The sequence below is a fragment of the Microbacterium sp. LWO12-1.2 genome, assembly GCF_040675875.1.
GTDB lineage: Bacteria > Actinomycetota > Actinomycetes > Actinomycetales > Microbacteriaceae > Microbacterium.
This window is the reverse complement of record NZ_JBEGII010000001.1, coordinates 573880-587069: the sequence shown is the minus strand read 5'-3', so window position 1 is coordinate 587069 and position 13190 is coordinate 573880. Positions and strand designations below refer to the sequence as shown.

Annotated in this window: 14 protein-coding genes; 2 read left to right on the top strand and 12 right to left on the bottom strand. The window is 69.2% G+C overall.

All coding sequences use genetic code 11. The features are described from left to right. Window position 1 precedes the first annotated feature (1 nt). The 11 genes from MRBLWO12_RS02720 to MRBLWO12_RS02670 all read right to left on the bottom strand — a co-directional run bounded on the left by MRBLWO12_RS02720 (window position 2) and on the right by MRBLWO12_RS02670 (window position 10528). Window positions 2-703, bottom strand: coding sequence for a DedA family protein (locus MRBLWO12_RS02720; RefSeq protein ID WP_363552450.1), 702 nt, complete (start codon window positions 701-703; stop codon window positions 2-4). 68 nt (window positions 704-771) lie between these two features. Then, window positions 772-1635, bottom strand: a complete 864-nt coding sequence (locus MRBLWO12_RS02715) for a cation-transporting ATPase (RefSeq protein ID WP_363552448.1) — start codon at window positions 1633-1635, stop codon at window positions 772-774. Window positions 1636-1927: 292 nt separating this feature from the next. Next, a complete protein-coding gene (locus tag MRBLWO12_RS02710) occupies window positions 1928-3448 on the bottom strand; it encodes an NAD(P)/FAD-dependent oxidoreductase (protein ID WP_363552446.1) in 1521 nt (506 codons plus the stop codon). A 20-nt stretch (window positions 3449-3468) separates the two neighbouring features. Further along, window positions 3469-4764, bottom strand: a complete 1296-nt coding sequence (locus MRBLWO12_RS02705; RefSeq protein ID WP_363552444.1) for a S8 family peptidase — start codon at window positions 4762-4764, stop codon at window positions 3469-3471. After that, complete coding sequence (locus MRBLWO12_RS02700; RefSeq protein WP_363552442.1) at window positions 4761-5297, bottom strand: DUF501 domain-containing protein; 537 nt, start codon at window positions 5295-5297, stop codon at window positions 4761-4763. Before MRBLWO12_RS02700 ends, MRBLWO12_RS02705 begins: the two co-directional genes overlap by 4 nt. 47 nt (window positions 5298-5344) lie before the next feature. Continuing rightward, window positions 5345-5857 (bottom strand): FtsB family cell division protein, encoded by a 513-nt coding sequence (locus MRBLWO12_RS02695; protein WP_363552440.1) that lies wholly within the window; start codon window positions 5855-5857, stop codon window positions 5345-5347. Window positions 5858-6008: 151 nt separating this feature from the next. Continuing rightward, window positions 6009-7289, bottom strand: a complete 1281-nt coding sequence (gene eno, locus MRBLWO12_RS02690) for a phosphopyruvate hydratase (RefSeq protein ID WP_363552438.1) — start codon at window positions 7287-7289, stop codon at window positions 6009-6011. A 195-nt stretch (window positions 7290-7484) separates the two neighbouring features. Next, window positions 7485-8144 (bottom strand): O-methyltransferase, encoded by a 660-nt coding sequence (locus tag MRBLWO12_RS02685; protein WP_363552436.1) that lies wholly within the window; start codon window positions 8142-8144, stop codon window positions 7485-7487. Window positions 8145-8198: 54 nt separating this feature from the next. Further along, complete coding sequence (locus tag MRBLWO12_RS02680) at window positions 8199-9152, bottom strand: CPBP family intramembrane glutamic endopeptidase (RefSeq protein WP_363552434.1); 954 nt, start codon at window positions 9150-9152, stop codon at window positions 8199-8201. Between the two features lie 3 nt (window positions 9153-9155). Continuing rightward, on the bottom strand, window positions 9156-10181 hold the full coding sequence (locus MRBLWO12_RS02675; protein ID WP_363552432.1) for a DUF1648 domain-containing protein: 1026 nt from the start codon (window positions 10179-10181) through the stop codon (window positions 9156-9158). Then, complete coding sequence (locus MRBLWO12_RS02670; RefSeq protein ID WP_363552430.1) at window positions 10178-10528, bottom strand: GntR family transcriptional regulator; 351 nt, start codon at window positions 10526-10528, stop codon at window positions 10178-10180. Before MRBLWO12_RS02670 ends, MRBLWO12_RS02675 begins: the two co-directional genes overlap by 4 nt. Window positions 10529-10628: 100 nt before the next feature. Between MRBLWO12_RS02670 and MRBLWO12_RS02665 the strand changes: the two genes are divergently transcribed. Beyond that, entirely contained in the window at window positions 10629-11099 is a 471-nt protein-coding gene (locus MRBLWO12_RS02665) for a PaaI family thioesterase (protein WP_363552428.1), read from the top strand. A 37-nt stretch (window positions 11100-11136) separates the two neighbouring features. Continuing rightward, complete coding sequence (locus MRBLWO12_RS02660; RefSeq protein WP_363552426.1) at window positions 11137-12372, top strand: APC family permease; 1236 nt, start codon at window positions 11137-11139, stop codon at window positions 12370-12372. A gap of 2 nt (window positions 12373-12374) precedes the next feature. On the opposite strand, the gene MRBLWO12_RS02655 is transcribed toward MRBLWO12_RS02660, so the two are convergent. Continuing rightward, window positions 12375-13154: an AraC family transcriptional regulator gene (locus MRBLWO12_RS02655; RefSeq protein ID WP_363552424.1), complete on the bottom strand. Its 780-nt coding sequence runs from the start codon at window positions 13152-13154 to the stop codon at window positions 12375-12377. Window positions 13155-13190 lie beyond the last annotated feature (36 nt).

Genomic DNA, 13190 nt, shown 5'->3' with positions numbered 1-13190 from the left:
TTCACTCTCCCGCGGCGTCGATCGCGGCCGCGTCGGCACGGGCCGCAAGCGAACGTGGTGTGGTCGCTTCGCGGATGCGGCGGATGACCAGCACGACGAGCGCCACGGCGATCGCCGTGTACACGACGTAGTCGAGATAGCCGAGGTAGCTCTCGAGCTTCTCGTGCTGGGTGCCGAGGGCGGCTCCGACACCGATGAGCATCGCGTTCCAGAGGCCGCTGCCGACGATGGTGTAGATGCTGAAGCGCACCAGCCCCATGCGCGATGCGCCGGCCGGTATCGAGATCAGGCTCCGGACGCCGGGGACCATGCGACCGACCAGCACCGTCCAGCCGCCGCTGCGCGCGAACCAGTGCGCACCGCGGTCGAGATCAGACCTGCTCACCAGTCGTGTGGCCGCGAGAAACCGCACCGCCCGTTCCATCCCGATGGCGCGTCCCAGGCCGTAGAGCAGCAGCGCGCCGATCCACGAGGCGAGGGTGCTCCAGAAGATGAGCCAGCCGAGGTGCAGCTCGCCGCTCTGGCTCAGGTACCCCGCGAACGGCAGGATCACCTCGCTCGGGATGGGCGGGATCAGCACCTCGATGAACACCAGCACGCCGACGCCGATGTCTCCGAGGGCGGTGAGGACATCGGCGGCGAAACCGGTCAGACCGGTGAAACCGTGTTCGGTGGCTGTCGCGATGGCAGCGGCGGGGCTCATGAGGGCTCGTCTCTGTCAGGGGCTGTGGGGACATGGTAAAAGACTCGGCTGAGTCACCGGCTCAGCATTCACCTGCCGAACAGGTCGCCGATCCCGGGAATCCCGAGGTTCCCCAGCTGCTCGCCCCAGCCGGAGGCGGTCTCGCCGAGACTTGTCACGGTATCCCCGACGGATCCGGCCAGTCCCTCCGCTCCGCCTGCGAGGGACTCGACATCGATTCCGCCGGCCAGCGCCTCGACATCCACTCCGGCGGCGAGCGATTCGAAGTCGACTCCGAAGCCCGCCGCCTGCTCCAGGAGCGGAGCGGCGACGGCGCTGAGCGCAGCCCCACCGGCGACCGCGCCGAGCACTCCGACGGCGGCGCCTCCCGCGAGCATCGCACCGCCGGCGCCCCCACCACGGACACGTGAGAGGAGCCCGCGCATGCGCCCGGGGTTCATGGCTTCCGAACGCCCGGCGGCACGCGCCAGATCCTCCGACGACGAGGAGGGCGGACGCTCGCCCGGTGCGAGTTCCTCACGCATCCTGGCCGCGATGTGCTCGCGCTGCTGCGGAGTCAACCGCGCGAAGGCATCACGATGGATCCGCTCGACCTGTGCAGGATCGGCCGTGCGGAGAAGGTAGTCGTAGCGCGCGATCGCCGCGCGGTCCGCCTCTGACACCGATGCACCCGCGCTCACCCGGCTCACGGTCGCAGGCGCACCGGCGGCGGGCGGGGGCGCGTACGGGTCGGCCGCCATCGGACGCACTCCCTGAGTCGCGTCCCGACCGGGAGGCGTCTCGGAGGAACCCCGCACGACGTCGGCCGCCCGACGTCCCAGGTCGCCCCAATCGGTCGAGCGCGATGCCCCACCGCCCTGAGCACGCGTCGAACCGGTGGTCTTGTCGAGGGCCTCTGTGGCCAGGCCGAGGAGGCGGGAGAGCTTTCCCATGGGTGATCCCTTCGTGGAGCGAAGCGGACCAGCGGGGAGCCTCCACGTCGGCACGACGGCAGGGGTGACCACGGCGGTCCGCGAGGCGGACGCCAAGGTCTCCTCCACCCTCTCGGGCCGGCGGGCCGGGACACGATGACATGTCCGTAGTGACGACTGCGCCGCAGACGGGAGTACTCCCCTTGCTCGGCCGAGACTATCGGTCAGAGTTATGCATCTCCTCCGAGCACGCCAGGGAACACGAAAGGCCCTCCCCGAGCGGGAAGGGCCTTTCGATGTGAAGCGCAGGAGATTACTTGGCGGCAGCCTTCTCCGCGACGGGCTTCTTGGCCGGAGCCTTCTTCGCCGGAGCCTTCTTGGCCGGCGCCTTCTCAGCGACCTCGGCCGTGTCGGCGGCAGCCTTGTCGGCAGCGGAGGCCTTCGCGGGAGCCTTCTTCGCGGCGGCCGGAGCCTTCGCGGCAGCCGGTGCGGCGGCGGGCGCTGCGTCAGCGGCCGGACGCGGACGGGCGGCGAACTCCTCGAAGACGTAACGCGGGTTCTGCACGGTCTCGAGGTTCACGAGATCGCGGCCGAGCCACAGGTTGTTCCACCAGCCCCAGATCACGCGGAACTTGCGCTCCCACGTCGGCATCGCGAGACCGTGGTAACCACGGTGCGCGACCCAGGCGACGAAGCCCTTGAGCGCGATCTTGCCGGACTGGAAGACGCCGTTGTACAGGCCGAGACCGGCGACAGCGCCCATGTTCTTGTGGAAGTACTCCTTGGGGTTCTCTCCACGGAGCACAGCGACGATGTTCTTCGCGAGCAGCTTCGCCTGACGCACGGCGTGCTGGGCGTTCGGCACGCAGAAGCCGCCGACGCCACCACCCGACAGGTCAGGGACGGCCGAGACGTCACCGGCGGCCCAGGCGCCCTCGACGAAGGCCTCAGGCGTTCCGACGCGCAGGTCGGCGCGGGTCTGGATGCGACCACGCTCTTCGACCGGCAGATCTCCGCCGCGCACGACGGTCGGGTTGGCCATGACACCCGCAGTCCAGACGATGACGTCGGTCGGGATGACCTCGCCCGTCGAGAGCTCGACGTTGCCGTCGACCGCGCTGGTCAGCTGCGTGTCGAGGTGCACATTGGCGCCCCGCTTGGCGAGGTCCTTGAGGACCCACTCGCTCGTCTGCAGCGAGACCTCGGGCATGATGCGCCCCATGGCCTCGATCAGGTGGAAGTGCGTGTCCTCGAAGCGCAGCTGCGGGTACTTACCCACCAGCGCGGAGGCCAGCGAGCGGAGCTCGGCGAACACCTCGATGCCGGCGAAGCCACCGCCGACGACGACGACGGTGAGCAGACGGTCGCGCTCCGGACCGGCCGGCAGCGACGCCGCCTTGTCGAAGTTCGACATGACGCGGTCGCGGATCGCGACGGCCTCTTCGATCGTCTTCAGGCCGATCGCGTTGTCGGCGATGCCCGGGATCGGGAACGTGCGCGAGACCGCACCGGCGGTCACGACGATCTGGTCGTACGAGAACTCGTACGGGTCCCCCACCGGCGGCGTGATCGTCGCCGTCTTCTCGGCGTGATTGATGTTCGTCACCTTCGCCGTGAGCACGTTGGTGCGCTTCAGGTGACGACGGTGCGCGACCACGGAGTGGCGGGCTTCGATCGAACCGGCGGCGACCTCAGGCAGGAAGGGCTGGTACGTCATGTACGGCAGCGGGTCGACCATGGTGACCTCGGCCTCACCCTTGCGGAGGTGCTTCTCGAGCTTCCATGCGGTGTAGAAACCGGCGTAGCCGCCACCGACAATCAGAATCTTGGGCACAGGGGGACAACTCCTTGGAGTCAGGGTTTTGGCGTGCGAAGAGAGCGCGCCGATCGGATGCGCCGGGCAGCAGCGGTGACGCCAAGCGCTATCAGGATACCAGGGACTGTGAGCGCGACGAGCGGCAGGGTACCGTAGCGCAGTGAATCAGCACTGGGAAGCAGCGGTGAACCGGCTTCGGTCGGCGCATCGGCATCCGGCAGAGGCGGTATCTGCACCGGCGCGATGGTCTGTTCCGGCAGCGGCTCGGCCTCGGCGCGACGGAAGAGCCGCACCCATTCGGCGAGGTCGCCCATCGGGTTCTTGTCGACGGCGGGAAGGTTCGCGTCGATCGCGGCTGCCGCGTCCACCAGCCCGTAGCCGTAGAGCGGATCGCTGGGCTTCTCGGCACCGTCCACCGGGATCGCCGTCTTGATGATGCGATTGATGACGTCGATGGCCTTGATGTCGGGGTGCGCGGAGCGGATGAGCGCCGCAATACCCGCGACGATCGGAGCCGCACCACTGGTGCCGCTCCACGAGGCCAGCTTGCCGTCGGCGGACACCCCCAGCAACCCTTCGCTGGGCGCGGAGATCCCGATCGCGATGCCCTGGGTCGACGCTTCGATGCTCGCCGTCCCCGTCTGGTCGACGCCGGCGACCGTGAGCACACCGGGGATCGTGGCCGGGGCGCCGATGATGCTCGTACCGCTCCCCCGGTTCCCCGCCGCGACGACCACCACGACGTCATGCTCGAAGGCGTAGAGGAACGCGTCGTCCCAGCTCTCATCCCAGTCGAGCGTGTTCGTGGTGAAGGAGAGGTTGATGACGTCGGCGCCGTTGTCCACGGCCCAGCGCATACCCTTGGCGACCTGCTCGGTGAAGGGGACGGCAGCAGCCGAGCCGAAACCGACCGAGATGGAGAGCAGGTTCGCCTCCGGTGCCACACCGATCATGCCGGTGCCGTCCGCTGCACCGCGTCCGGCAGCGAGGGACGCCACCCAGGAGCCATGGTTGCCGTCGATCGCTCCGAGCGGGGTACGGCCATCCGGCGTTCCGGCTCCCGAGACATCGGTTCCGCCGACCACAGCGTCGCCGAATGTCGAGGGGACGATTCCGATGCCGGTGTCGATGACGGCAATCGTGACACCCTCGCCGCGCGTGGTCTGCCAGGCCTCTCGGATGCGAGCGCCGTCGAGCCAGTACTCCGACGCGCGCACGGGGTCGGTCGGATCATCCGCGACGGGTCCCGGTGTCGCCGTCGCCCCGAGCAGCAGGACGGATGCCGTCACCGCCGCGATGGCGACGACGCTGCGCAGCATCCGCCGCCGGATCATGCGTCCGGCTCGTCGCGCGTGGCCGCACCGGGGTCGTCGCACCCGCAGCGTTCGGGCGACCAGGATGCGCGCGCAAGCGCCTCATCGCCGATCGGGTTCACTCCGGGACCTGCCGCAAGGGCGTGGCCGGCGAGTGCGTGCAGGCACTTCACGCGGGTCGGCATGCCGCCCGCGGAGATGCCGTCGATCTCGGAGACGTCGCCGAACTGCGCGCGGTCGGCGAGATACGCCTGGTGCGCGGCGAGGTATGCGGCCGCGACCGACTCATCCTCAGCGAGGAGCGCGGCGAGCTCTGGCATGATCTGCGTCGCCTCGAGCGTCGACATCGCCGCAGTGGCCGCCGGGTGCGTCAGATAGTAGAACGTGGGGAACGGCGTGCCGTCAGGCAGCCGCGGGGTGGTCGCGACCACGGTCGGATTACCGCACACGCATCGCGCGGCGATCCCGACGACGCCACGGGCCGTGCGTCCGAGCTGAGCGGAGACGACGGCGAGCTCGGCGGAGGTCGGGGCAGGGAAAGGCGGCGTGGTCACCCCTCCAGCGTAGGGGAGGCTGCCGAGAGGATGCTCCGAGCGCGCGGTCAGGGCGCGACCGCGGCGGTCTCGCTGAGCCCCGCAGAGGTGAGGGTGCGCAGCAACTGGGGCATCCAGTCGGCGGGCTTCTCCTCGAGCGTGTCACTCACCGGATCCTGCTCCCGCGGGAGAGCTGCGGGGTCGAGGTCGTTGTCGATGAGGTAGACGACCTCGCCAGGCTTGACGTAGTACAGCCGCTCACGCGCCTGAGTGGTGATGTAGGCCGGATCCTGCCACCGTTCGCGCTCCTGCTCGAGAGCAGCGATCTGACTTTCGCTCACCTGCACGGACGCCTCGAGGGCAGCTATCTTCTGACGCTGGTCGATGAACGTGCCCAGCGTCGGCACGAGCACCCACGCGCCCAGAACGACCAACGAGAGCATGATGACCGAGAACGCCGAGAGGCGGATGCCGGACGCCCATTCGCGTACATCGACGCGGGGACTCTCTGCCCCCTTGCCGGCCGGCCGGGACCTCCGTGGCGATGACGAGGAGGCAGGTTTCGCCGCGGGAGTCTTCACCGGAGACGCTTTCGCCGGAGACGACGAAGGAGGAGCCGGTCGTCGTGCCACGGCCCCTCCTTCGTTCTGCCGCTGCGCTGGCGGCTTGGTCACGTCGCCCGTGGGGCGACTCGGTCAAGCCGCTGCGCGGCTACTTCTGTCTCAGCTGCGCTCAGGCCTGGGAGCGCGGGAACGCCGAGCGACCGGCGAAGACCGCGGCGTCGCCGAGCTCTTCCTCGATACGCAGAAGCTGGTTGTACTTCGCGACGCGCTCGCTGCGTGCCGGCGCACCCGCCTTGATCTGACCCGCGTTCGTGGCGACGGCCAGATCGGCGATCGTGGTGTCCTCGGTCTCACCCGAACGGTGCGAGAGCATCGCCGTGTAGCCCGAACGCTGCGCAAGGCTGACCGCGTCGAACGTCTCGGTCAGGGTGCCGATCTGGTTGACCTTCACCAGCAGCGAGTTGGCCACGCCGCGCTTGATTCCGTCGGCGAGACGCTGCGGGTTGGTGACGAACAGGTCGTCACCGACCAGCTGCACCTTGGAGCCCAGGGCATCGGTGAGCAGCTTCCAGCTGTCCCAGTCGTCCTCGGCCAGTGCATCCTCGATCGTGACGATCGGGAAGTCGTTGACCAGGCCGACGTAGTACTCGGTGAGCGCCGCGGCGTCCCAGTCCTTGTTGTCGAGGCGGTAGACGCCGTCCTTGAAGAACTCGGTGGCGGCGACGTCGAGACCCAGTGCGATGTCGGTACCGGGCGTGAAGCCCGCCTTCTCGATCGCCTTGACGAGGAAGTCGAGACCCTCGCGGTTGCTGGGCAGGTCGGGGGCGAATCCACCCTCGTCGCCGAGGCCGGTCGCGTAGCCGGCCGCCTTGAGCTCCGCACGCAGCACGTGGTACGTCTCGACGCCCCAGCGCAGGGCCTCGGAGTAGGTCTCCGCGCCGATCGGGGCGAGGAAGAACTCCTGCATGTCGATGCCGTTGTCGGCGTGCTCGCCACCGTTGATGACGTTGAACAGCGGAACGGGCAGCACGTGGGCGTTCGGGCCACCGAGGTAGCGGAACAGCGGCAGGTCGGCGGAGTCCGCAGCGGCCTTGGCAACCGCGAGGCTGACGCCGAGGATCGCGTTGGCGCCGACGCGCTTCTTGTTCTCCGTGCCATCGACCTCGTTGAGGATCTCGTCGACGATGCGCTGCTCGCTCGCCTCGACGCCCTCGAGTGCCGGGCCGAGCTCGTCGATGACGGCCTCGACGGCCTTGAGCACGCCCTTGCCGCCGTAACGGCTCTTGTCGCCGTCGCGCAGCTCGTACGCCTCGAACGCGCCCGTGGACGCGCCGGACGGGACGGCCGCCCGCTGGACGATGCCATCGTCGAGGAGCACCTCCACCTCAACGGTCGGGTTGCCGCGCGAGTCCAGAATCTCGCGTGCGCCTACAGCCTCGATCAATGCCACTGATGTGCTCCTTGCTCAGGGAAAACGTTGTGTGGAGCGTCGTCGATCCGCGCCCAGTCTAGCCCGACCCTTCGACAGGCTCAGGGACCCATCCCGGGGAGGCGACGGACCCGTCCGGGGAGGCGACGGACCCATCCGGGGAGGCGACGGACCTATCCGGGGAAGCGAGGGGCCTGCACCGCAGCGATCGGGTACTCAGAGGACGACGGCGAGCGCGACGCCGTCCCATCCCTTCGCACCGACGGTCTGCAGGGCGGTGGCGTCGAAGCGCGGGTCCTCCCCCAGCATCCGCAGGCCGTCCCTCGTGCCGATCACCTTCGAATCGTCGGAGTCGTCGCGCACGATCTCTCCTTCCCTGCCGATGTTGTCGAGCACGACCACGGTCCCGGGGTGTCCGAGCTTCGCCGCCCAGTCGAGGTAGATCGTGTTGGATTCCTTGTCGGCGTCGATGAAGACCAGGTCGAATCCGCCGACCAGTGTGGGCAGGACGTCGGCTCCTCGTCCGATGCGGATGTCGACGCGATCACCGACGCCGGCCGCATCGATGCTCGCCCGCGCGACAGCGGCGTTGGCGGCCTCCGCCTCGACCGTCACGACCTTCCCTCCCGGCCCCACTGCGCGGGCGAGCCAGATCGTCGAGTATCCGCCGAGGGTGCCGATCTCGAGCACACGGCGCGCACCGCTGATGCGCGCGAGCAGCTGCAGCAGTTTTCCGGCGACCGGCGCGACTTCGATGGCGGGCATCCCCGCGTTGCGCTGCGCGGCGAGCGCGGCCTCGAGGGCGGGATCATGACCGACCAGGACTTCGGTCAGATAGGCGTCGGTGAGGGACCAGGCTTCAGCGGTGGGTTCCATCTGCCCAGCAAACCCCGCCGTGGGAGGGGCGTCAAGGCCCCTCCCACGGCGCGGTCAGGAGCGCGGCGGCGACAGCAGACGGCCGCGGGTCCCCGCGAGTTCGGGCTGCTGGCGGAACTGACCGGTCAGCACCAGCACCACGACGACGACCGCGATCACGATCCATGCGGCGACGCCGAGCGGTCCGGCGAGGGCGAGATCGGGCTGCGACGCCGCGAAGAGCAGGACGAGCCCCCCGGCCGCATTCAGAGATCCATGGGCGATGACCGCAGGCCAGACGGATGCCGAGCGCAGACGCAGCCAGCCGAGCAGGATGCCCCAGGCCACGCAGCCGCCGATCATGAACAGCACGCCCGTGATGTCGGTGCGGCCGAAGTTGTAGCCGAGGAGGATCACCGGGCTGTGCCAGAAGCCCCAGATCGCTCCGCTGAGGAGCAGCGTCGGCCAAGTGCCGAGGGGTCGCAGCGCCGGAACGAGCCATCCGCGCCACCCCAGCTCCTCACCGAAGGCGAAGATGCTGTTGAAGAGTGCGCCGACGGGGATGATCGCAAGCTGCGCGACCACGACGACCTCGATGGGCGGCATCGGAGTCCCCTCGGGAAGCGCCTGCGCCAGCTGGGCAGACAGACCCACGAACGTGGGGTCGAGCGTCACGAAGCCGAGCGCCGCAGCCACCAGGATGCTCGCGCCGACCAGCAGTGGGGGCACGAGCCACGCGAGCACGAGCATCCAGACGACGCGCTTGGCCGGACGCAAGGGCCAGAGGCCCAGGAACCGCACCCGGTCGCCCCGCGCAGGAACGCGCATCGCGAAAGTGACGATGAGTGCGGCGACCGCCGGAGTCCACATCATGACCGGAAGCAGCACGGCGGTGAAGGGCTCAGCCAGCCCGTTCCCGAGCCAGAGCGGAAGCGCGACGAGCCAGGCGAGACCGCACGCGAGCACGACGAACGCGATCACGGCCAGCCAGGGGACACGGCGAGTGGCGTTCTCGGGGGAATCGGTCATGCGTCAGCCTTCCTTCCGGGCCGCGGTCGCGAGGACCGCGGCCGCTGTCTCTGCGTCGTCGACGGTGACCACGAATCGACGTCCGTCCGTGCGGGTCACCTCGAGGGCGGACCCACCCCGGAGCACGACCCCACGGCGGCCGTCGGCACTGATGCGGTATCCCCAGCCGCCGAACTCGGCGAAGGGGTCGATCTGGATCGCCCGCGCGCTCGAGATGCTCGTCGCGGGGATCTCGATCTTCGGCCAGCCCACAGCGGATCGCACCTGCAGCCCGGTCGTGCTCGCACGGACCCGGAAGCTCAGCGTGGTCACGACTGCACCCACCAGCAACAGGGCCACCGCCGCGGTGATCCACCACGCGGGGATACCCTGAGCCAGCAACAACACGGCCATGGCGATGCTGATGAAGACGCCGACGCCCAGGACGATCTGGCCGGAGCGCGCGATCGTCACGCTCTTGATCCACACCGCGCGCTCATGATCCGCCAGCGGCATGGGCGTCGCCGGAGCGTCGGACGGACCAGCGGACGGAGCGAACAGCGGCTGGAGGAACCATCCCAGGACCCCCAGCGCGATCATGACGACGAAACCGAGGAAGACCCACGCAGTGATGTCGGGAGCATCCGCGGCATCCGCGAGCCCCCGCTGCACACCGACAGAGACCAGCGCGGTGAGCGACATCAAGCCGGCGGTGGCGAGGTTCGCCGCACCGAGGAATCGCGCGGTCGCCGACCACTGCGGACCATCCGGCGCCGGCTCTCCACCGCCCCGCGGCATCTTGTGCGCGAGCAGGGCGATGAATGCGAACAGGGCGACCATTCCGCCGCCGATGCCGATGAGGATGACCAGGTGGATCCAGCGCGGGCCGTAGCCGTTGACGCCGTCGGACCCCCAGTGGATGGCCGACGGATCCGGGATCTCCGGCAGCCAGGCCAGGACGACGACGGCCGACAGGGCGATCATGGCAGAAGGGACGATCACGCCCACCCACCAGAAGGCGCGACGGGCACGGCGGATGTCGGCGTTCATACTGCGGTCTCCTTGATCAGGGCGGCGAGGGTGGCGGAGGAAAGCCCGAGGGCTGCGGCACGTGCGACGAGTGCGGAGATGTCCTGCGACAACTCCGCCAGCGGGGCGGCGGATGCGGAGATCACCGCACCCCGACCGCGACGCAGGTCGATCAGGCTCTCGTCGCGGAGCTGCTGATAGGCGCGGAGAACCGTGTGCAGGTTGATCTCCAAGGCGTCGGAGAGATCACGCGCAGACGGGAGGCGATCGCCGGGAGCGACGCGTCCTGCCACGATGTCAGCCCGCACAGATGCAGCGACCTGCTCGTAGAGCGGGGCCCCACTGCTCATGTCGACCTTGATCAGCATGCGTCCTCCACTAGTTGGCTTAATTCTAGTGAAACTAGAATTATTGTCGCAATTCTCCATCCGACTACGTGACGGCGATACGTTCGGCCACACTGGCGCCATGCGCATCACTCCTCGCCGCCTCGCCATGGGCATGAGCCTGTGGATCCCGAACCTGTTCAGCGGCATCCGGGTCCGCCGTTTCAGCGAGGACTGGACGCACGCGACCGTCGAGCTGCACGTGAACGTGTTCACCCGCAACTACGTCAAGACCGCATTCGGCGGGTCGATGTCGGCCATGACCGACCCGTACTTCTTCATGCTCGTGATGCACCAGCTCGGGCGGGACCATGTGGTGTGGGACACGCGAGGAGAGATCGAGTTCCTCAAGCCGGGACGCGGAGTACTCACGGCGGAGTTCGAGGTGACGAAGGAGAAGGCCGCGGAGATCCGCGAGCGCGCACGCGGCGGAGCCAAGGTACTCGAATGGTTCGAGACCGTGATCACCGACCGCGACGGCGACGTCGTCGCGAAGGTGCGACGCGAGGTCTACATCCGCGAGAAGAAACGCGTCACCGCCGCACGGAGCTGATCATCTCCCGTTCACCGGCGCGTGCCACGATAGCGGGATGCCCCTCGCGCGACGATTGAAGACCGGTGATGCGGTCGCCATCGGACTCGGGTCGATGATCGGCGCCGGGGTCTTCTCCGTGTGGGCGCCGGCGATCGGCGTGGCGGGCAGCGGCGTGCTGATCGCTCTCGCCATCGCCGCAGTGGTCGCCTACTGCAACGCCACCGCATCAGCCCAGCTCGCCGCCGCATATCCGGTCGCGGGCGGCACCTACGCGTATGCCAGAGCGGAGATCGGACCGTGGTGGGGATTCATCGCGGGGTGGAGCTTCGTGATCGGCAAGATCGCGAGCTGCGCCGCAATGGCCATGACGTTCGCCGCGTACGCCGCGCCCGCCGAGTGGCAGCCCACCGTCGCCGTGGCGGCCGTCGCGGCGCTCGCCGCGGTGAACTGCTTCGGAGTCACACGAACGGCTCTGCTCACCCGCATCCTCGTCACTGGCTCCCTGCTCGGGCTCGCGGTCGTCGTCGCGTTCGGCCTCGCGGGCTCGCCCGTCACGACGCCGATCAGCCTGCAGAGCGCCACGGCGTACGGCGTGCTGCAGGGCGCGGGACTGCTGTTCTTCGCGTTCGCCGGATACGCCCGCATCGCCACGATGGGCGAGGAGGTCGTCGATCCGGCGAGGACCATCCCGCGGGCGATCACCCTTGCGCTCACGGGCGCCGTGGTCGTCTACGCGCTGGTCGGGATCACCGTCGTGACAGTGCTCGGCGAAAGCGCCGCCACAAGCACTGCTCCGCTGGCCGACGTCGTCGCCGCGGTGGGATGGGCGCCGCTCGAACCTCTCGTGCGGGTGTCGGCCGCTGCTGCCTCGCTCGGTGCGCTGCTCGCCCTGCTCACGGGGATCGGACGCACGACCCTCGCGATGGCGCGAGAGCGCGACGTACCGACGTTCTTCGCGAAGGTCGACGAACGCTGGCAGGTGCCGCGTCGCGCGGAGATCACCATCGCGCTGATCGTGGTCGCCATCGTTCTGGTGGCGGATCTGCGGGGAGCCATCGGGTTCTCCTCATTCGGCGTGCTCACGTACTACCTGATCGCGAACGCGGCAGCCTTCCGGCAGGAGGGCGCGGCCCGCAGGTACCCGCGCATGATGCAGGTGGTCGGCGCGCTCGGGTGCCTGCTGCTGGTGAACACGCTGCCCGTCGTCGCCTCACTCGTCGGCGCCGCGGTGCTCGCCGTCGGAGTCGCGTACCGTCTCGTCCGGATCCGCATGCAGCGCCCCCACTCCTGACCTCACCCGCTCAGTCCGGCGCGGTAGGTGCGCGGCGCCAGGCCCAGTACCGCCTGGAAGTCGCGGGTGAGGTGCGCGTGGTCGGCGTAGCCGAGCTCGGCGGCGATCGCCGCGAGGTCGGCCCCCGGATCCTCACGCACCAGCTGTGCCGCCTCCTGGAGGCGCCGCCGTCGGATCATCGCGGCCGGAGAGACACCGACATAGCGATGCGCCATGCGCTGCAGCGTGCGCACCGACACGGCCAGTCTCGACGCCGCTTCGACCGGTGTGAGCGCGGCCCCCGCTCCCCCGAGAACCTCGACGAGCGCATTCGCCTGATGGGCGGACTCGTCGAGAGGACCGACGCGCTCGACGAGCCATCGCGAGAACGTCTCGACCGCACGGTCCCGATGCCCCGCGCCCGACGCCATCGCCGCCGCCACCTCGGCCTGGAGCGACGGCTCCGCCAGCGTGCGCACCGTATCGACCAGCGCGGCGGGGTCGTCGACCAGAGCCGCCACCGCCGCGGGGCGCAGGAGAGCACCGACCGCCCAGCCTCGGCCGCGGAGGTCGCGGTGCGAAGCCCGCGTGGTCGGCCCCGACACGGTGACGCCGCTCTGCTCGACCACCAGATTGAGCGCGGGGTAGCCGACGATCTCCTGCCGGGAGGAGCAGCCAGGCGCGATGTCCCACTCCGGGATCCAGAACCACGCCGCGAGATCCGCAGCGGCACCGGTCGCAGGAAGACGGTGGAACTCCGGCAAGCGTGCCGGATACAGCACACCGCCCGACGAGTCCACCATGCGCTCAGCGTAGAGTTCCCCGACGACATCGCCTCA

Excerpts from the sequence above, each read along its gene's own strand:
- MRBLWO12_RS02720 (WP_363552450.1), bottom strand. The coding sequence starts at position 703 with ATGAGCCCCGCCGCTGCCATCGCGACAGCCACCGAACACGGTTTCACC.
- MRBLWO12_RS02715 (WP_363552448.1), bottom strand. The coding sequence starts at position 1,635 with ATGGGAAAGCTCTCCCGCCTCCTCGGCCTGGCCACAGAGGCCCTCGAC.
- MRBLWO12_RS02705 (WP_363552444.1), bottom strand. The coding sequence starts at position 4,764 with ATGATCCGGCGGCGGATGCTGCGCAGCGTCGTCGCCATCGCGGCGGTG.
- MRBLWO12_RS02685 (WP_363552436.1), bottom strand. The coding sequence starts at position 8,144 with ATGGAACCCACCGCTGAAGCCTGGTCCCTCACCGACGCCTATCTGACC.
- MRBLWO12_RS02680 (WP_363552434.1), bottom strand. The coding sequence starts at position 9,152 with ATGACCGATTCCCCCGAGAACGCCACTCGCCGTGTCCCCTGGCTGGCC.
- MRBLWO12_RS02675 (WP_363552432.1), bottom strand. The coding sequence starts at position 10,181 with ATGAACGCCGACATCCGCCGTGCCCGTCGCGCCTTCTGGTGGGTGGGC.
- MRBLWO12_RS02670 (WP_363552430.1), bottom strand. The coding sequence starts at position 10,528 with ATGCTGATCAAGGTCGACATGAGCAGTGGGGCCCCGCTCTACGAGCAG.
- MRBLWO12_RS02665 (WP_363552428.1), top strand. The coding sequence starts at position 10,629 with ATGCGCATCACTCCTCGCCGCCTCGCCATGGGCATGAGCCTGTGGATC.
- MRBLWO12_RS02660 (WP_363552426.1), top strand. The coding sequence starts at position 11,137 with ATGCCCCTCGCGCGACGATTGAAGACCGGTGATGCGGTCGCCATCGGA.
- MRBLWO12_RS02655 (WP_363552424.1), bottom strand. The coding sequence starts at position 13,154 with ATGGTGGACTCGTCGGGCGGTGTGCTGTATCCGGCACGCTTGCCGGAG.